This is a genomic window from Neptunomonas concharum (assembly GCF_008630635.1).
Lineage (GTDB): Bacteria > Pseudomonadota > Gammaproteobacteria > Pseudomonadales > Balneatricaceae > Neptunomonas > Neptunomonas concharum.
In genome coordinates this window covers 1254071-1273652 of the sequence record NZ_CP043869.1, presented here as the reverse complement: position 1 = coordinate 1273652, position 19582 = coordinate 1254071, and the positions used below count along the sequence as shown (strand labels likewise).

The following is a 19582-nucleotide window of genomic DNA, read 5'->3' as shown; positions in this document are numbered from 1 at the left end:
ATTTCTGGAAGGGGTCAGAAAGGCACAATCGCAATCATCTGAAAATACGTATTGGTATCATCATTACCGATTTGCACGCCACTCTTGTCCGGCGTATAGAATCCGAGTAGTGGACTAATAATCAGGTGATCATGCACCACCCATTCGGCATAAAGATCAATCTCTTGGCCATCCAAAGCACCCGTTCCACCTGCGGTATCACTGAAATCAAAGAATAAAGCACCAATAGACAAGGTCTCTGAAGGGCTCGCTTTAATCGCTAGGTGGTGAACATCAGCATCACTATTGAAAGGGCCAGCGTAGTTAGCAGCAACTTCTCCTTGGAACCACGTACCATAGCCACGGTTAAAACCGAAGAAGAGTGGATCAAAACCCTCTTCAAACGTGCTGTATCGATACGAAACACTCGGAGACCAAGCGACATCGGCAAAGGTCCAACCCGCTTCTACATACCAAGCATTACCATCTTTACGTGTCTTGTCGCCCTGATTCTGCGTAACGAATTCAGAGGATAAGAACAAGTTCTCAACACCTGCATTACCCTGAAAACGTAAACTGAACGTATCTTGGCCATCTCGATGGGTTTGGCCGAAATTCTCATTGACCTCCAACCCCTTCAGATACATACCGCCAAAAGTACCCACTTCTGTTTGGTACTCTACATTGATACCGGCCAACTCTGTTTCGGCCTGTGCTTTGTTATCCGATGCAATCCAGAAAATATCTGACCTCAAGCCCGTGTCACCACCAATTTTCAGAACAGCTGTTTGGTCAAAGGCTTTGCGCGCAGCAATCCAGTAAGCTCCTCCTCGATTTAATTCTTTGCCTAAAGCATCACCAAAATTCAGCGCATCACCATTAATCAGGAAACCATCACCAAAGGATACATTTTGACGACCAAAGGAGAACTGCAGGCCATTCTCACCTAATGCGGGAACCAGATTACCTGAACGCCACCCAAGATAAGCATCCTCCACTTTAGTTTTACGCTCATCGCCACTCGTAAAACCACCCGCGTCGCCATCACCAAAGGTTCCCGAGCTCAGCAGGTTCAACGCGCCATACACCGTAGAGCCTTCGCTGAGATTGCGAGAGGCACTTATCCCATATTTGATATAAGCTTCCTGCCAATTGGAGGAGCCTTCTGTATTAACAGCCGCTCCTGTGACGTCATAACTCTCTTCACTATGGAAAGTGCCTAAGATCGCTTCTATATCAAGATTGATCTCACCCGCATCACTACTATGCAGATTGTAGGCATGAGCCGGCATGGCTATCGCAGCACTCACTGCCGCACCCAATAGATAAGCCGAACGGATTTTAAAAAGGGTTTTCATTGAAAGGGTTCCTCCACACAAGCGGACGCATGACTTCGTTGTTATTATCAGATCCAACGTATGGATCAGTTCATAACAAGCATCCTACTTCTGTGGTGTAAACCAACTTTGTGCCGATTGTTTGAAGTTGTTCTTAAATGTAATCAGATGTAACACATAGATACGCTATGCATCATATTCTCGTAGCTTACGATAAATCGTCGCTCGGCTTATACCCAATGCCGCAGCGGTGGCAGACACATTGCCTTCACATTGATCGAGCGTGTTGCGAATAAGCTCTAGCTCCGTTACTTTGATCGTACCTGCCCGGCCTGAATGACTATTGGCACTCAGTTCATCTATAAAATCATCCGTTAAATGATCAATCGTGATCTCTTTTTCCCCTTCATCTAAAAAGGCTACCGCTGCTTTCAGTACCATCTCTAGTTGACGAATATTCCCTGGCCAACTGTACTGCCGGAACATATCAAGCACTTCTTCATGTATACGTACACCTGAAGCGCCAACCCGAGTTAATAAATCAGATAAGAGGGCTTCAAGGTCTGACCGTACTCGTAACGCTGGTAACTGTACGCCGACACCATTTAAGCGATAGTAAAGATCTTCACGAAAAGCATTGTCTTTGACCAATGTTTTGATATCACGATGGGTGGCACAGATCAAAGCGATATCAAGATCGACCTCTTCACCTCCACCTAACGGCGCTACTTTCCGCTCCTGTAATACTCGTAATAATCGTGCCTGTAGGGCCAGTGGCATGTCGCCGATTTCATCGAGGAATAATGTGCCATTATTCGCTTGTTGAAAACGCCCAACCATTCCGCCTTTTCTTGAGCCGGTAAACGCACCTTCACGATATCCAAACAGTTCTGATTCTATCAACCCCTCAGGGATGGCTGCACAGTTCACCGCAACGAACGGCTTATCACAGCGGCGGCTCTGATTATGCAGAGCCCTTGCAACAACCTCTTTGCCGGTGCCTGTTTCCCCATTCAGGAGCACAGGTAGATCATGATTAATCCCTTTTAATGCCATGCGCAATGCTTTAGCTAATCGAGGGTGCTCAGCCCCAATTTTCTGTATCGTGGGGTGATCCGATGAGCGTTTAGCCTTCTCTGTTCCCCTACTTAGGGGCTCACGTCTGGAAGTAAAACCGGTCAACTGGCGAGGAAAGTGTAAAAGCTCACAGTGCAGAACTATATTTCGCAACTGTAAGGTCACCCCATTATTACGCAGCAATTGATTGAGCAAAACGGTTGGAGACTGCCCTGTGATGGCCTCTATTGGTTGATGCTGAAGCTGTTCACGGGATTTTTTAAGTAACTGGCATGCTTGTTCATTGAGCGCCAGAATTTTTCCTTCCATATCAATGGCAATAAGCCCTTGCCATGCGGATCGTAGATATTCTGTGCGGCTGTGAAAAGCGATGATGGCCTGTTCTTGAAAGTGGGAAATGAACAGTCGGTTTTCAATACTTCTGGCGGCTAACTGAACCGCACTCATGTTTCCCTGTATATGTTGAGTATTTGCTTCAGTCGTTAAGTCCAGAACACCTAATAATTGGCCGTTAACCCCCTTGATGGGTGTTGATGTACAAGAGAAACAGGTGACACCATCTAAAAAGTGCTCAGTGCCATTAATCATGACAGGTTTACCATCAACAACCGCTGTACCTAATGCATTGGTGCCATGGGTTTCTTCTGACCAACATATACCCGGATCCAGCGCATAGCTCCCCGCATTATTCAGGGAACGCTTATCTCCTAACACTGATAGGATCGTGGCTTTTTCATTAGCTAGAATCACCATCCCTTTGTCACGATTAAACTGCTTTGATAGGTGGTCCATCTCAGGCGCAGCCATCGACAAAAGGGTTTGATGATTCTCTTTTAATTCAAATAGATCAGCCATAGGCGGTTGAGAGGTGATCAATGGATCTTGAAATCGAACACCGGCTTTAAGGCTTCGCTGCCATGAAGCCTCTATTTGTGCTCGAAGGAACCCACTGGGTACTTCGCCTTCGAGCAGGAGTCTTTCGCGGGCCCGTTGTGCATCTTGAAGAGGATCACTAAACACCCTTTGCTCTAACTTATACGACATAGAACACCTGCCTCTTCTTTTATTGTTATTTAGGGAGGTTTTTGTATTCAATCAAAGACAACACTCTAAACCGACTACAAAGCGGAATGCAACACAGCTGATCAAACTCAAGGTAAGCAACCACGCCAACGAAGGGGTATCAACGTGGTTGCTATGCCTTTTACTACTTAAAAGAAGTACATCATTATCGCTTGCGCATAAATATTGCTGTCGTCATTTCCTTGTGCTGCGATAACCGCATCACCCTCTGGCATGTAAATACCGATTAATGGGCTGAATACCCAATTATCATTAATACTCCAAAGCGCATAGAGATCTATCTCACTACCCGCTAAATCAGGCGCGTCATCTTGTGGTGAGAATTTCCAGTATTGTGCGCCTACTTGTAGGTTATCACGAGGTGATGCGGATATTTCCAAGCGGCTCACATCATTACCACTGTTTGCAGGGCCTGCGTAATTTGAAGCAACTTCACCTTGGAACCAAGTGCCAAATCCACGGGTAAACCCAAAGAATAGAGGATCAAAAGCTTCATTTTTTGCAGTGCTCGCGTTATCACCAGAAAACTGTGCATAGCGATAGTTGACGGTTGGTGACCAAGGAAGATCTGCAAATGTCCAACCCGCCTCCACATACCATGCGTCAGCCTCATTCTTAACACCTGCACTACCACCAGTTTCTTTAACATATTCGAAAGAGAGCTGCAGATTCTCAACACCTAATGAGCCCTGACCGCGTAAACTAATCGCTTTCATGCCCTCTCGCTGATCCCATAAGCCCAACCCTGAACCTTGATCAACATCCAATACTTTTAGATAGCTAATACCCACCGTTCCGCGGGCTTCATCCACATACTCAATATTAATGCCTGCTAAAGAAGTGTCTTGGTGATACGGGTTATTCGACTGTAACCAGAACAGATCTCCTCGATAGGGGCCCTCTGGATCAAATTTTAAAAGCGCGGTGTTACTAAAGCTTTTTTTACCCGCTAGGTAGTAGGCTCCACCACGATCAACATCAACCCCTGCGACGCCCAAATCGCCCAAGCTAATAGCATCCCCAGCAATAAGAAAGCCATCCCCTAGCTGGAAAGTCTGCCGACCTACTGAGAAATCAATAACGTTGTTTTGCGATCTTAATCCGATATAGGCATTTTCCAGGTCAACTTGACCTTCATTACCCTTTGTTAATCCTGCAGCATCGCCATCTCCGGCCGTGCCTAACGCGATGGCACCTAGGCCACCGTAAGCCTGTACCCCATTGGAAAGCTTATGGGATACCGCGAATGTGGGCTTTACAAAGCCTTCCTGCCACGTGCGGCCATTGCTGCCGACATAATCTTCTGAAGCCGAAAACAATCCCGCCATCGCTTCTATATTTAATTCAATTTGGGTTTCATCAGTGGTACTCAATACGCCAGCTTGAGTGGCGGAGGCCATTGCGCAGGCAATCAACCCTGCGAAGGTTTGTTTATTCATTTTCATGTTTACACACCATTTTTATTATTTTTGGCAAAAAAGCCCCTAGGAGACCGATAACGGTCTCTTATAGGGGAATATGCAGAGGTGAACTAAGAATTTAACGGATAAATATTTGTGACGTGCCGAGTGCCATATCACCACCAGGTAATTGAACATTGCCTAGTTTTTCTAATGAGTTTGCATCATAAATGGCAATGTCGTTATAAGTACCAGATAAGTAAATTTTGTTACCATCATGATTCATAGCAATGCAGTAGTATGAGTGTTCAAGGGCAGCTGCTTTAATCAATTTCTTCTCTTTGATGTCGTACTTAGCCAAGCGGTTGAGTACACCAAACATCAGATTGGGGTCTTTAGGTGACGTCATGCCAGTGAAGTAAATTTCGGTAATGGGCCCAAAGTCCGTTGTTTGAGTCTCCCCCGTTTTCAGATCTACATTCATAAAACCGTAGATCCAATCTGCCGTGTCCATATTGTAAGATTCATCCTGAAACTTAGCGGTTGTATACAACAGCGTGAAGTCATTAGATGGCGTTTGTATAGGCCAAGCATTCAGCACATCGGGCGGAGCATACAATGGGCGTTGCCAATTTCTACTGGCGATGGCCGTTGTATATTCACCGGATTGGACATTAAACTTGTAGATATCGCCACCCGCCATATATAAACCGCCATCACTGCCTGTCATCATGACGGTTACCTGCCTAGGTGCAGGAAACATCCGGATCGGCTTCGCATCCAGACCACCTTCAGCGCTATAAACGGCTAACTGTGTTGGTAAGACACGATAGTGGTCTCTATTGAGTTTAGTAGGGTTATGCATAGCGTAAATCTCTTTTCCATCAGGGCTAATCGCCATAGAGAAGATGGATTTCGTACGCACTGTCGGATCACTTGAAAAACGGGTATGAAAACTCACATCACACGTATCTAAATTGATACCGTAAATATCCTCATAGTGATTAGACAAGATGTATGCCGTCTTGTTATCTGGTGCAACTTGCATGACACCTGGACCAAATGAGCCAGGCACTTTACATGTCTTAAACAGCGTATCCGTGACCACATCAATAACATGGATTTGGTTGGGATAGTTAGAAACAATCATATATTCATTGCCAGGCTTCAATGGCGCATCAGCAGCCTGCACAAAAGATGGCAAAACACTGGCTGTCACAGCCAATACAGCTGTATTAAAACCCTTTGCCAGCGATGACTTTGTTTTTGTTATATTCATTACGCTCATCCTGTCTTTACTTTTTATCTGCGGGGAAAACAGTGCCCAGATTCCGCCAATCATCTTTTGAGCTCAGGGCGTCTTTATTCCAGTCTTGATAAGTGTTCATCATGTCTGGCACTTGAGCTGGCCACCAGCAAGGATCAGCACAACCATAGAGATCAGATTCCATAGGTTGGCAAAGCGATGTCACTGAACCAAAAGCATCAATTTCCCAACCGGGATCGGTCGTGGCTGTACAACCTGCAAGGCTACTCATCGCCACCACGTCTTCTACTTGGTTCTCATTAACAGCTTGATCTAATAGCTGAGCTTTATTATTTATAGGTTTAAGAAATTTCATTTCAGAGAGCCCTCCGAGGAGTAATATAAGTGTCGATGAAGGCCGGGTTTTCGGCCATGATGCGGCTATAGGTCTCGATAACAAAATCCACCCAGTCGCGCATCAAATCGCAGTAGTGATACGTAGGCCGAGTTGGGTCTTCATAACGGGCATAACTTTCGTGGTAACAGCCACCGGAACAAAGGTTTCGGATATGGCAGGTTTCACACCCCGTATTTGTTCTGTCCAACCGCTCTGCTAAAAAGCTGCCCAAACGGCCTTTATCGATACCCTGATGCACATCACCAAAGGTATTTAAGTCTGAACCCGTGAAGCGGTGACAAAGATTCAATTCACCTTTGTGATCGACAGCCAACATTTTTAAGCCTGCACCACAGGGCAGCGCTTTCTTATTACCTTCGTGGATATCCGTAATCATTTGATGCATATTGCTGAACCCTATATTGCGGTTCTGCAACGCAGCGTCCAGATAGTGCCGACCTAGCGCTTTCATGTTATCGAAGACCTGCTTAACCTCCTCATCAGAGAGGTTAAACTCACTGATATCTCCGGATGTGACCGGTGCAAAGCCCACTTCCGAGAAGCCAAGGTCATTAAACAAGTGATCCCAAATGGCCTCGACATCAGTTACACCTTTCGTCAAGGTTACACGCGCACCCACCGGGCGGGACCGATAACGGGATAACAACATTTCAGCTTTTCGACGCACGACAGCATAAGTGCCTTGCCCTCCTACGGTGATACGATTCTTATCATGAATCGCTTCGGGGCCATCCATGCTGATCGAGATACCAAAGCGATGTTGATCTAACCAGTCCACTAGCTCTTCATTAAGCAAAGTTGCGTTGGTCGTTGTTACAAAATTGACCCTTTTACCCGCTTGTGCAAAGCGTTGTTCACAATAAGCCACCATCGCCTTGATCAATGGCAAATTGCTCATAGGCTCACCCCCGAAGAACACTACCGTGTAAGTATCTTCATCTGGCGATTCTTTAAGTAACATATCGATCGAGGCTTTAGCCGTTTCAAAATCCATTTTTTTGCCCGCCGAGGGCTTATCCAAGTCCTCTTTGTAGCAATAGGTGCAACTCAAGTTACAGCCGGTATTTACATTCAGTACGACGGTTGTCAGTGGAAACCTATCCACCGTTTTTGCTTGGATTTCTGGCGTTAAGCCGGAACCATCACTCACCACTTCTAATGCGCATAAATTGTGTACTAACTCATGGACATCATTAGCGCTATAACGGTTTTTTAGCTGTTGGCTGATATCCTCAACCGATAGACTCCCACTACGAAGTAACCCAAAAACATCTTGTGTCATCGAGTCCAATTCGAACAACGAATTGGTCGGGATGTGAAACATCATCTGTCGCTCGCTTACCCGAACTTCATGCAGATTGTTCTCAACAATGTTAAGTACAGCACTCATGATTCAGCTCCTCGTTTTACTTATTCTTATTGGTTTTTAACAAGCTAAACGTTAAGGGATGGGAGGATTATTCCAGCGCTGGACGGTCACGATCAGTTGGCCATCGGCCGTGATTTTTTTGCCTTCTTCATCAACTTGAGCAATGACTTTAAGGTTGCCAGCATTGTTAGTGCTCATACGACGCTCAGGGTTAGGGCCAGCGAGCGCAGGCGTAAATACGCCGGATGCTGCATCCATACGTCCGCTAAAATGAACATCGTTGTCAGCAGCGGCAGTTTCATTAAAGGGCACAACGGACCAAGTAGCAGGCATGAATCCTATGCGTATATCATCCTCGGTGCCTGCAATACCATCTTGACCTGCAGCCCACGCTTCTGCCTCAAATACCGCTTCCATTTTGGGTGTAGAGCTGTCATTACCACCGACACGTGCGACCTGAAATGCAGGCACAACTTTCAGACTCGCAATCTGATCGTATACGGTAACAGTAGAAGACGCCTTGCCCACATGGATCGCTAAAGCGCCCGTGCTAGCTGAAGAGCTTGCTTTAACCCGTAAGACACGCTTGTTTGCATTTGCAGAAACATCCTTAATCAGCGTTAGTCCCTGCCCTAGGGTGACATCACCCTGCAAACCCGTGCCTATAATGGATAACTCTACGGTTTCACCGGATTTAATATATTCAGGTTGAACGGCCAAAATGGATGGTGACATACCGCTTTGCTGCACGGCTGCAAAGTCAAAGCCTCTCTCATCATGCTCTCTTTCAAACATGCGACCTTGCATCTCTCCAGCTTTAGCCGCCGAGAAAACCTGCCTCATGGCTATTCCATCAACCATCATGTTTGCCCGCCATTCATAGCCGGTATAGAGGATTGCATCCCCACTGCCTTCGAAGGCAGCCCCATCGGCATATTGTCCTGCTAGTACGATGCCAAATTGATCCTTGGCTTTCTCTTTAACTTGCATAACACCGTGCATTTCACCTTTGCCTGGCATTTTCCCTGCAAACGTCCAGCTACCGGCTAACGATGGCTTAACCGTTTTTTGCCATTGATCCCATGCTTTACTTTGCAAGGGCAACATGTCAGCCAACTCTGGCACCATTTCATTAAGTGCTAAGTCCAACCAATCTCTATCTCGTGCTAAAGCCTGATACTCTGTCGTTGGCCATTGGCCCAAATGAAAATGTATTAAGTGTTCCCACTCACTCGCAGGGCGGCGCTGTAACATGACCCGAGCGCCAGAATGGCAACGGGCGCAGGTTTCAGTAAACGCTTGAGATTCGAAACTTTCAGAGGTATTCAACCGCCGTTCAAGGGCATAACGAGCGCCTTCCGTTTCGGAGGGGGCTAAACCTTGTCGGTCGGCCAAATATTTAACTAACGTATGGCGCTCCTCTTCTGTCACCTTTAGGCCATGCATAATCTGCATACGTGCAATGCTCATTAGCCAGCCTTCTGGCGTTTTTCGCTGGTGACTAATACGGCTCCAAGAGGTTTCGCTTTCTTCAACATGGCATGCCAGACACTTTTGCTGAATGATATGCTCGGCGCTCGCAGCATGAACCGATGGTGTGAATAGCAGTGAAACCGTGCTTAATAGGCCACTGATTGCGGGAACGATAGGGGGTGTCTTTTTCAAAACAAGACCTCCTGATTTATTATGATTATTTTAAAGTTGGTTTTCTTTGTTTCTCTCTGATGACACAGCATTTGATGTGCCACTATCGGCAAACCTATTTATTAACAATAAGTTAAGATCGAAACAGATATTTTTATCCTTACAATAAAGCAAAAATTACTGTTTTAAATTGAGACACCTGTGCAAAACTGATACACCTTGCAACAAACCAGCATCACTAGCACGATTAGGTTTGTCACACAGCCCATTATCCCCTACTTTCCCTGTCACACGCTGAGACACTACTCATCTTCCTAGAATCAATGAAAACTTAAAAAAGTCCTTAATTAACAAAAAGTTAAAAAAAACTCTTTAAATGGCATGGCCTTTGCTGCACTCATACAACTTCAAACAACAATAAAAAAGGTTTGTTATGACTACCTATACTCCCAGTGCAGCAACCAGCAACTTTATTAATAAAAATCACCTATTGTTTATCAACGGTGAAGCCGTCAGCTCCATTTCTGAACAAACTATCGATGTGTACAATCCAGCCACCGCAGAAAAAATCACTCAAATACAAGCCGGTGGCCAAGAAGATGTTAATAGAGCCGTCGCGGTTGCACGTAAGACATTTGAGGACTCTGATTGGAGCCGCGCCCTGCCATCGGACAGAGAGCGATTACTTTGGCGTTTGGCTGATTTAATCGAAGCAAACAGTGATGAGCTATCGGAAATCGAATCCATTGATAACGGCAAAAGTGCAGCTATCGCAAAAGCCGTCGATATTCGTTTGGCTATCGACTTTCTGCGCTATATGGCGGGCTTTGCTACCAAAATTGAAGGTAGTACCGTCGATGTTTCCGTACCTTTCATGCCTGGCTCACAATTCCATGGATATACACGTCGTGAAGCCGTCGGTGTAGTTGGCGCCATTGTCGCGTGGAACTTTCCTCTGTTGTTAGCCTGCTGGAAACTTGGTCCGGCGTTAGCAACCGGTTGCACCGTCGTCCTCAAACCAGCTGAGGATACACCGCTTACCGCACTCCGCTTAGCTGAATTGGTCATGGAGGCGGGTTATCCAGCGGGGGTACTTAACGTCGTAACAGGGTATGGACATGAGGCTGGTGCCGCACTCTCATCACATCCTGATGTCGATAAACTGACATTTACTGGATCAACGCCGGTAGGCAAGATGATAGGCAAAGCCGCTATGGATAGTATGACGCGTGTTACGTTAGAGTTGGGCGGAAAATCACCTACCATTGTGCTGGAAGATGCCGATCTAAATATGGCCGCTCAAGGTGCCGCCAATGCGATATTCTTCAACCAAGGACAAGTCTGCTGCGCCGGTTCACGCCTTTATGTGCATAAGAAACATTTTGAAAATGTCGTTGCCGATATCTCAGATATTGCAAACAGTATAACGCTTGGTCAAGGGCTGGACCCCAGTTCCCAAATGGGACCACTGGTATCGGCTAAGCAGTTTGATCGTGTGAACGGCTACATTGAGCAAGGACGCAAGGATGGCGCAACTATCACCGCAGGCGGAAACGGTCTAAACGGCCCCGGTTATTTTGTTAAACCAACGGTCATGGTCGATCTGGAGCAAAACTCCAAACTGATCCAAGAGGAGATATTTGGCCCCGTGCTCGTTGCAAGACCTTTTGATGATATAGATGAGGTTATTCGTGCTGCAAATGACTCGGAGTACGGTTTAGGTGCCAGCATCTGGTCAAACAATTTGTCTCACGTTCATCGTATGATTCCGCGTATAAAATCCGGCAGTGTATGGGTGAACTGCCATACCGCATTGGACCCTGCACTACCTTTTGGCGGGTATAAACAATCCGGCCTAGGTCGGGAAATGGGGTCAGCGGTCATTGAACATTACACCGAGTTAAAATCTGTTTTAATTAACATCTAACCCGTCAAGCGGTTGCAGTCTTAACCACAACGTTAGGGCTGCAGCCTATCTGTCCTGCTACTTCGCAAGCTATCTGTATCTTCTGATTACTGCAATGCCTATGTTAATGTCCCTGCCTGACACAGATAGGATTACGGATACTATGCTCTTCGATTTACTCTTCTTATTCGCTGCAGGTTTTTTTGGCGGTATTATTAACTCCATTGCAGGCGGCGGCAGCTTCATCACCTTTCCGGCCCTTATCTTTGCAGGCATCCCACCTGTCAGTGCAAACGCTACCAATACGTTTGCATCTTGCGCCGGCTATATTAGTGGCACCTATGCGTTTCGACGCGACCTCATCGCTTATAAAGCTGAGCTTCCTCGTATGGTTATTATCAGCTTGCTTGGCGGCATTATCGGTGCATGGTTACTACTTAACACCCCTGAAACGCTATTTCGTGAAGCAATTCCTTGGTTACTGCTGTTTGCGACGCTCCTCTTTATTTTTGGCGGGCAATTAAATCGCTCACTAAAGCAGCTTGCCTCAAAACATCGCCATGCTTCCGCTATTGGTGGCGTCTTACTGCTGTTGGTTCTGCTGGGTGTGTCTATCTATGGCGGCTTTTTTAATGCAGGCTTAGGTATTATCACCCTCAGCTATCTAGCGTTGGCGGGGCACACCAACATCAATGCAATGAACGGCATGAAACTGCTCATCTCATCAGCAGTCTCCTTAATTGCCATAGCGATTTTTATAAGCGATGGTCTTATCGCTTGGTATGAAGGCACCATCGTGCTTGTGGGAACCCTTGCCGGAGGCTACGTAGCTGCGCATCTCTCAAGGCAGCTGCCGCAGACCTATGTACGTAACTTTGTTATCGTTGCCAGCGTGCTGACAACCCTCTACTTCTTCTACGATACTTATTGAGCAAAGAGGCATTTCCCGTACTTTTGAGCTACCATTCAATTATTAACTTGAATGCTAAGCGATATATAAAGAAGTGCGCATCCGTTGGAAAGGAATCACATGCAAATGCTCGTAAAATTATTGCTCATTTTTACCCTGTCTTTGCTATCCCCCCTATCATTCGCAGGCACTTTGGATGATGTGCTCAAACATGGTGATATTCGCTGCGGTGTATTTCCCGACGATCCAGGTAGAAGTGCGATTGATAGTAAGGGGGAGTGGCGTGGCTTTTATGTAGACTTCTGCCGTGCCGTTGCCGCTGCAATATTTGCTGATCCCAAGCGAGTACACTTTATTGAAGTTGGACCTCAAACACGCTTTAGTAGCTTGCAAGAACGAAAAACTGATGTCGTGATGTACAGCTCAACTTGGACCATGGAGCGAGAACACAACTACGGTATTGCTTTCCCTGCCATCTATCTTTTTGATGGGCAAGGTATTATGGTGCGCAAGAACAGCGGTATAAACACCCTATCTGACCTATCCAAGAAGCGCATCTGCGTCACTGAAAATACGACAACCCATACAACCCTCGTCCAGTATTTAAAAACACACAACATAGATGCAGAGATTTTCTTCGCCAATGGTGATGCCTTTTTTAGAGGGAGTTGTGATGCTTACACAGCTGACCGCCTCAACTTAGCTGTCAACAAAGCTAACCGAGCAGAAGACCCTGCTGCCTATCATCTACTACCCGAGCGTCTCTCAAAAGAGCCCATTGGCCCGATGGTTCGTGCAGATGATCCCCAGTGGGCTCGGCTGATCAGGGCAGTGATTGATGCCTTGGTATTAGCCGATGAGAAATTAATATCGCAGCGTACGGTTGATCAAGCGCTACTCACCCATAGCGATCTTGAAGTGCAAAACTTGCTCGGTAAAACAGGTACGATAGGTGCTCAGCTAGGACTGCGAGCAGACTGGGCCACACACATTATACGCTCCGTTGGCAACTACAGTGAGATCTACCTTCGCCACTTTGGGCCGAATACACCGGTTGGCGTGGAGCAAGGTATCAATCAGCCTTGGAATCGCGGCGGACTACTCTATGCGCCGCTCTTCAAATAGTGGTATGTCTTATTTAGATTGGCGACACAGTATTGGCACACGGCTAAATACGTCGATTATTACGCTATTTACCTGCTATTTTCTTGCGATGGCAGCCTCTACTTATAGCCTTTATGAACAGTTTCTTAGCTTTAACGCATTATCAACAAATCATTTTGAACGTGTGATGACTGCAGCGGAACTAACACGCGATGCCGAGCTGATTGCCTCTGAAGTATTTGAAAGCTTAGTGGGTGTCGATCGTAGCAACGGCCAACGAAGTAATAACAGCGAAAACCTCATACAGATCTACCAGTCGGTCAGAGATCGATTAAGTAATCCCACCAGCCCATTCGACGTAAAACAACTCAGTATTATAGATCAATGGCAAACGCCTTATTTCAATAGTCTTGAAAGGTTTAATCAGCAACTAGAGAACGAATATCAGCTAAAGTCCGCTTTGCTGTTAAGAATTGATTCGCTCTTTGAGCAGCTAAACACACTAGAGCAACAGCTTCCTTTGTTAGCAACGCAAACCGATACACGATTTACACTGCATGCTTTGAGCGCCCTCAGCTACTGTGCTACCTCCTTAAGAGCGGAGCGCCCAGGCCAACTAGCGCAGCTGCATAACGCGATTAAAGATCATCAAGCAAAACTCAATGCGCTAAGTCCTTCATCAGAAACTTTGAGGCAATTACGTAATCCTATCAATGAGTTAACTCAACAAATTCTTACGGAAAGAGGCCCTACCCTGAAATCAGAACGCGCTACACTTTCAAGCGCGAGAGAAACCCGTGTACTGGCGCAAAAGATCACTAGCGCAACCTTTAATTACTACCAAGCTCTTAAGCAGATCACGCGGGAAGAAATTGAAACCCACCAAAAACAAGTAATAACAACACTGATTACCCTATCACTCATCACACTCTTTATGGTCATCATGACTGTTGTTGTGATTTTTTATATAAAACACCATGTATTAGAGCGCCTACATCTACTTTACTCAGCCGTTAATGCACGTATGGATGGCAAAGAGGTTCGTATTCCAACCCAAGGCCGCGATGAGATCAGCATTCTTGGCCACGCCTTCGATCAATTTGCGAAAGCGCGATATGCCGCAGAAGATCAACTAAAAACAGCCCATGCAGAAACCGAAAAAGCGAACAACGATCTCAAACTTGCCAACGAACAACTCCACAATTTAAGCCAAACCGATGCACTGACCCAAATCCCAAACAGGCGGTTCTTTGATCAATATTTAGCGCGAGAATGGAACCGAGCTTGCCGACATAACAACTTTCTTAGTTTGATTATGGTCGATATAGACTGGTTTAAAGCATACAACGACCACTACGGCCATCCCGAAGGCGATGCTTGTCTGCAGCAAGTTGCGCAAACACTCTCTAGTCATCTACGCCGTGAAGGAGAATGCGTCGCCCGTTATGGTGGCGAAGAGTTCTCCATTATCTTACCTAACACCTCACGCGAGCAGGCCACCGAATACGCCGAGTTATTACGCCAAGCGATCACCCAACTGGAGATCCCTCACCCCTACGGCCAAGTAACGATCAGCCTAGGTGTCGCCACTACCAACCAGCCTGACAAGCTCTCTATTGAAGCACTGATCGCGCAAGCCGACCAAGCGCTCTACCACGCTAAGAACGAAGGCAGAAACCGGGTTATGACAAGCGACTCGGGCCAGCCTTTATAACCACCACTTGTACTTACCCGCATAACATCGGAAACTATCGCCGCTTATAACAGTTGAATAACCAACAAGGATACGAGCGTGAACAAGATAACCACCCTACTGATAGCGCTACTGTTTTTTGGATTTAAGGCACATGCACAAATGCATTCTGGCTTAACCATACAGACTATCTATAGCGAAGATCGTGGTAAAAACATCGAGATCTATTATTGGTACCCTACTGAAGAAGCACGCTATGATCATGAGTTCGGCAACAACAGAATATTTGCATCCATAAAAGCCACGCGTGACGCAAAAATTTACCCGGAAAAACACCCTGTTATAGCCTTGGCACATGGCGGAATGAGATCATCATTCACACACAGTGGCTGGATAGCGGCTGCACTCGCTAAACAGGGATATATAGTCGTCACCCCAAAGCCACCGCAGCATAATGAGATACCGCCCAGCCAAGCCGTGAACGAACTTTGGCTACGGCCAAGCGATGTGCGCTTAGGGCTATCGCACCTTAATAATATCCCTTTATTGAGCCAAAACGCGGATAACAAAAACATCGCTGGCGTTGGCTTCTTTCTTGGCGGCACCACCATGTTGACGCTTGCCGGAGGCAAAATCAGCCCTGACAAATACAAAGCATCCTGCAAACAGACCGGCGTGAACATTGACTGCCCGTGGTTATTAAAAAACAAAGTAGACTTGGATAATCTTGCGAATAGCGTATTTGATAAAGCTCAGCTAGACCCGCGCATAACCTCAATCGTTGTTATCAATCCAGAACTGACAAAAACGCTGGATACCCAAAGCCTGGAAAATACCAACAGTCGAACCACCCTGATTCATCTATCCGCTAACGCCAACCCGACACTTGAGCCGGCAAAAGCGATGATGAACATCCCCAAGCTGCAAACGATAGAGATTGCATCAGCCACACCCTTTAGCGCATTTAGCCTATGCACCGAAAAAGGGGTAAAAATACTATCGCTTGAGGGAGAGGATGAGATTTGCCATGAAATACCTAACACAACCAGGCAAGACAACCACCAGCGGATCGTGGCAGAAATCTTAGGGGCATTAGGCCGTTTACGCGACGCTAAACACTTTGGAGAACCCAGTGATTTTAAGGACAATGGAAGATAGGCATTAGAAAAAGCCTGATAACAGCGGCTTTAAAGCATGCAAGAACCCAAACTGTAACGGTAAAGGCGTCTTTATCCTCGGTTCCTGCATACAAAAAGTATGGGTTCAAATGCAGTGGTGATATAGGCGAATCTGCTGGTTTAGTTTATCAACCCATGGAAATTGAACTTTAAAGTTAGATAAATATTTGGAGATTACATGCGTACATTAATAGCACTAGCCATGGTTTCGTTATCGCTTTCTATGAGCGGCTGTAAATTACACCAAGTCAAAGGCGAGGTAGGCGGTGTCGAAGTAGAAGCACAAACTAAAGAGAGTAAAACAGAAAATAAAGGTAAATTTTGCCCACCAGGACAAGCAAAGAAAGGCAATTGCTAACCCAAAACAGGGCTGCTTATGCGCACTATGTTGGTGTTACTCACAAAAAGTAAGTTACTGATCTCGCGATTGCAGGGCTTGCAAGGCATTGTATTGCAGCGCTAAAGCTCCCTTAATGCACAGATCGCGCTCTTGTTCTCTTCGCTAGACCTAGCAATCAGATACGCCCACCCAATAACTGGATAGACGCATCCGTTAAAAACGCTGAGCGGTTCTTTGCTTTTCCTGATTGAACCGCCCCCTCAATACCCCGTAAAACAATGGAAGGAATCGTCACAGTCACCTTCTCTGACTTCCCTAAATAAGGCGTTACATCTACTTCAACCAGCGCCCACACACCACCAGCATAGTCCTCATTACTTACATGCGCTTCTACACTGGTTGCCACAGGCGCGACCTCGCCATCTTCAGCCAATAATTGTAAATGGCCTTGGATTGCCTCTTTTACGCTTTCTAGGGCGTCATCCATCGTATCACCTGCTGAAAAACAGCCGGGTATATCTGGAACCGTCACCCCATAAGCGGAACCATCCTCATGGTGAACCACTACCGGATATCTCATCACACTTTACTCCTTTCGCTAACTAAGCTAACAGCGCCGGGTTATTTCAGCCCAGCTTGTTTCAGTATGCTGTTTACTGTGCCTTTCGGAATATCCTTAACAGGATGCGTTACAGTAACCAACCCTCGCTTTTCTGGGTGCTTGTAGTGGTGGTGATCTCCTGTTGTTCGAACATAATACCAACCATCCTCTTCAATCATCTTAATCAGCTTCCTGCTGTTCACTTAGCTATCTCTTGCTTAATACAGTCATGTTAATTATACCTCTGGCGGTATGTTTTTCAATTATTCATACCACCAGAGGTATAAATAAACTATTTAAGTAAGCCCCTCAAAGGCTCGGCAATGGGATCGTATAAGTTTGACTTTGTTGTCCCGTACTGCCTCTAGACAGCGGAAGCCGTCTGTGCCGATAGTATTACGCGGGGTTGGGGATTGGAGCTTCTATATGTGAGAAGTTTCGACACCTCATATACGGCACAGAAACCCCTTCTCCTTTTTCTGTCAATGCAGAGCAGGTTTTTGAAGCCCAGACTGAGCGACATCTGAACACTATGTCTAGCCCTATCCGGTGCTTTTATTTTGGAAATTGCACCGAACCAAGCTAGAATCAAAGCATAGCGTAAAGCTCAAGGAAGATAGTGCGAGTCTTGCAGACATCGTGTCTTATATAATTCAGGGGTACCTCCTGAACATCCGCGATTGCGGGGCTTGCAAGGCATTGTATTGCAGCGCTAAAGCTCCCTTAATGCACAGATCGTGCTCTTGTTCTCTTCTCTTTACCAGACCCGGCAGCCTGATACCCTTGGCATACACCCAGCGAGGCAGCTGGTGGCACGCCTCTAACCGCTGGCCACTGTTCAGGAACTTCAATAAGGTGGATGATTTCCAGTTGGCAGCACCCACGTTGTACGTGAATGACACATAAGCCGCGTACTCCTCATCGGATAAACGGTAATCCGTTGAGTAGTACACCACCTCAGCAAAGTACTCGGCTTCCTCGGCCAGCAGATCGTGGCACTCCTCAAGCGTCTTAGTATCGCCGAGCATCACACCTTGGGTGTGGCCAAAGCAGATTGTAGGCACACCGACTGGATCGAGATAAGCGGCCTGACGTAACCCCTCAAAACCCGATATCAAGCTCAGAGTTAAGGCCCACCAGCGCATTCTCATAAACAGCAGCCACAAAAAAGCCCCGCAAAAGCGAGGCTCAGAAACCAAAAAGGAGAGCGCTTTCGCAACTTAGGAATTAGCGTACTCAATCTGTATCGAAAAAACAATACAATACTGTAAATAAATACAGTTATTTTTTAATCAGCCACCAGCCTAACCACTTTGTCTAACGCTATCCGGTACTTTTATTATGGACATTACACCGATCCAAGCTAGAATCGAACAGGTTACACCAAGCTCAAGGAAGACAGTGCGCGCACGCGAGAATGATATTACGCATGCGCATTTACAGGGAAGCCACCTGAGTACTCCTTCCAAAAAAGCTTATTAGAAATAATGTGTTAGAACGATTTCTGACTTTTAAGTAAGGAATGATATCGCGCACGCTGATGAATAAAATGTTAGGCATCACTTATGACTCCAGGCGTTTTTATATTGTCATTCATTCTGTACGGGATAATTGCGTACACCACCAAAAGAATGCTTTATCCATTTGACAAGGAGCAGCTCCCATGTCCGATTGCTGATTGGCAGTGTGGGCATGAGCATACGCTTATTGTAAGTCCGGATTATTGGTGGGCGTTTCGCTTCAAATCCCGCATCAAGGGCAGAATTCCAGATGATAGTATCAAGGAAGCGCTAAAGTCATATGTAGAGACAAATAACAAATTTAATTTATTTTCCAGCATTGCCTTGGCGATTTTTTGTTTGGCTCTATATTTTTATACACCGAGCTCTCTGTTGTCACAAACATTGTCTGCGATTGCCATAATACGTCTTTTCTCGCGGAGCTATGAGATTGCTTACGCTTTTGGTTGCGACGTCTTCCAGAAGCATGAATCCGCTACGGGGCTAGAAAAGGGTGAGCGAATTCGCTTAGCGCTTTTTAGTTATTTTGAAATATTCTTTTATTCTGCTGCAGCATACACTGCTTTGCCAACAATAGACTCTGCCTCCGAGGCAGTTACATTAGCCCTAAACGTCGGTACTCTTACAAACGTTGGATATGCCTTTGGAGAATGTAGGGCATCGTTCGTAACAAACATTGTATTTATTCAGGTCTTCGCCACGCTGAGTTTGGTTGTGCTTAGTCTGGCGGCATATCTGTCAAGGAACGAAAATGCCTAACAAGTTGCTCAAGGATCG

The 19582-nt window shown here is 46.1% G+C and carries 19 protein-coding genes; 7 read left to right on the top strand and 12 right to left on the bottom strand.

Translation table 11 applies throughout. The features are described 5' to 3' along the window. Nucleotides 1–14: 14 nt before the first annotated feature. From F0U83_RS06000 to peaA, 7 genes are all read right to left on the bottom strand, one after another. Nucleotides 15–1337, bottom strand: coding sequence for an alginate export family protein (locus F0U83_RS06000; protein ID WP_138988673.1), 1323 nt, complete (start codon nucleotides 1335–1337; stop codon nucleotides 15–17). Between the two features lie 165 nt (nucleotides 1338–1502). After that, a complete protein-coding gene (locus tag F0U83_RS05995) occupies nucleotides 1503–3437 on the bottom strand; it encodes a sigma-54-dependent Fis family transcriptional regulator (RefSeq protein ID WP_138988672.1) in 1935 nt (644 codons plus the stop codon). 167 nt (nucleotides 3438–3604) lie between these two features. Beyond that, a complete protein-coding gene (locus F0U83_RS05990; RefSeq protein WP_138988671.1) occupies nucleotides 3605–4921 on the bottom strand; it encodes an alginate export family protein in 1317 nt (438 codons plus the stop codon). Between the two features lie 94 nt (nucleotides 4922–5015). Beyond that, a complete protein-coding gene (peaD, locus tag F0U83_RS05985; RefSeq protein ID WP_138988670.1) occupies nucleotides 5016–6155 on the bottom strand; it encodes a quinohemoprotein amine dehydrogenase subunit beta in 1140 nt (379 codons plus the stop codon). 16 nt (nucleotides 6156–6171) lie between these two features. Then, nucleotides 6172–6498, bottom strand: a complete 327-nt coding sequence (qhpC, locus tag F0U83_RS05980) for a quinohemoprotein amine dehydrogenase subunit gamma (protein WP_138988669.1) — start codon at nucleotides 6496–6498, stop codon at nucleotides 6172–6174. A 1-nt stretch (nucleotide 6499) separates the two neighbouring features. After that, on the bottom strand, nucleotides 6500–7930 hold the full coding sequence (peaB, locus tag F0U83_RS05975) for a quinohemoprotein amine dehydrogenase maturation protein (RefSeq protein WP_138988668.1): 1431 nt from the start codon (nucleotides 7928–7930) through the stop codon (nucleotides 6500–6502). 51 nt (nucleotides 7931–7981) lie between these two features. Continuing rightward, nucleotides 7982–9574: a quinohemoprotein amine dehydrogenase subunit alpha gene (gene peaA / locus F0U83_RS05970; protein WP_211343707.1), complete on the bottom strand. Its 1593-nt coding sequence runs from the start codon at nucleotides 9572–9574 to the stop codon at nucleotides 7982–7984. 412 nt (nucleotides 9575–9986) lie between these two features. Between peaA and F0U83_RS05965 the strand changes: the two genes are divergently transcribed. From F0U83_RS05965 to F0U83_RS05950, 4 genes are all read left to right on the top strand, one after another. After that, complete coding sequence (locus tag F0U83_RS05965; protein ID WP_138988667.1) at nucleotides 9987–11480, top strand: aldehyde dehydrogenase family protein; 1494 nt, start codon at nucleotides 9987–9989, stop codon at nucleotides 11478–11480. Nucleotides 11481–11622: 142 nt separating this feature from the next. After that, a complete protein-coding gene (locus tag F0U83_RS05960; protein ID WP_138988666.1) occupies nucleotides 11623–12390 on the top strand; it encodes a sulfite exporter TauE/SafE family protein in 768 nt (255 codons plus the stop codon). A 99-nt stretch (nucleotides 12391–12489) separates the two neighbouring features. Further along, nucleotides 12490–13494, top strand: a complete 1005-nt coding sequence (locus F0U83_RS05955; RefSeq protein ID WP_138988665.1) for an amino acid ABC transporter substrate-binding protein — start codon at nucleotides 12490–12492, stop codon at nucleotides 13492–13494. Then, nucleotides 13475–15187 carry a GGDEF domain-containing protein gene (locus tag F0U83_RS05950; protein ID WP_138988664.1) on the top strand — a complete coding sequence of 571 codons (1713 nt, stop codon included), beginning with the start codon at nucleotides 13475–13477 and terminating at the stop codon, nucleotides 15185–15187. The genes F0U83_RS05955 and F0U83_RS05950 overlap by 20 nt, the downstream gene beginning before the upstream one ends. A gap of 299 nt (nucleotides 15188–15486) precedes the next feature. Here F0U83_RS05950 and F0U83_RS17385 read toward each other — a convergent pair whose 3' ends face one another. After that, nucleotides 15487–15849, bottom strand: coding sequence for a hypothetical protein (locus F0U83_RS17385; protein WP_420813345.1), 363 nt, complete (start codon nucleotides 15847–15849; stop codon nucleotides 15487–15489). 174 nt (nucleotides 15850–16023) lie between these two features. Beyond that, the gene (locus F0U83_RS17380) at nucleotides 16024–16209 is read right to left on the bottom strand and encodes a hypothetical protein (RefSeq protein ID WP_420813344.1); all 186 of its coding nucleotides are present in this window, start codon (nucleotides 16207–16209) and stop codon (nucleotides 16024–16026) included. Nucleotides 16210–16320: 111 nt separating this feature from the next. Here F0U83_RS17380 and F0U83_RS05940 point away from each other — a divergent pair, with 111 nt between their 5' ends. Together F0U83_RS05940 and F0U83_RS05935 are read left to right on the top strand one after the other, a co-directional pair. Beyond that, nucleotides 16321–16497 (top strand): GNAT family N-acetyltransferase, encoded by a 177-nt coding sequence (locus tag F0U83_RS05940; RefSeq protein ID WP_138988732.1) that lies wholly within the window; start codon nucleotides 16321–16323, stop codon nucleotides 16495–16497. Nucleotides 16498–16522: 25 nt separating this feature from the next. Beyond that, nucleotides 16523–16702, top strand: a complete 180-nt coding sequence (locus F0U83_RS05935) for a hypothetical protein (RefSeq protein WP_138988662.1) — start codon at nucleotides 16523–16525, stop codon at nucleotides 16700–16702. A 157-nt stretch (nucleotides 16703–16859) separates the two neighbouring features. Here the strand turns inward: F0U83_RS05935 and F0U83_RS05930 are convergent, their stop codons facing one another. The 3 genes from F0U83_RS05930 to F0U83_RS05920 all read right to left on the bottom strand — a co-directional run bounded on the left by F0U83_RS05930 (nucleotide 16860) and on the right by F0U83_RS05920 (nucleotide 18451). Next, on the bottom strand, nucleotides 16860–17264 hold the full coding sequence (locus F0U83_RS05930) for a type II toxin-antitoxin system HicB family antitoxin (RefSeq protein WP_138988661.1): 405 nt from the start codon (nucleotides 17262–17264) through the stop codon (nucleotides 16860–16862). Between the two features lie 41 nt (nucleotides 17265–17305). Next, a complete protein-coding gene (locus F0U83_RS05925) occupies nucleotides 17306–17488 on the bottom strand; it encodes a type II toxin-antitoxin system HicA family toxin (protein ID WP_138988660.1) in 183 nt (60 codons plus the stop codon). Nucleotides 17489–17938: 450 nt separating this feature from the next. Then, nucleotides 17939–18451 (bottom strand): lysozyme, encoded by a 513-nt coding sequence (locus tag F0U83_RS05920; RefSeq protein ID WP_211343706.1) that lies wholly within the window; start codon nucleotides 18449–18451, stop codon nucleotides 17939–17941. 399 nt (nucleotides 18452–18850) lie between these two features. Here F0U83_RS05920 and F0U83_RS05915 point away from each other — a divergent pair, with 399 nt between their 5' ends. Continuing rightward, nucleotides 18851–19564, top strand: a complete 714-nt coding sequence (locus F0U83_RS05915; protein WP_138988659.1) for a hypothetical protein — start codon at nucleotides 18851–18853, stop codon at nucleotides 19562–19564. Nucleotides 19565–19582: the final 18 nt, after the last annotated feature.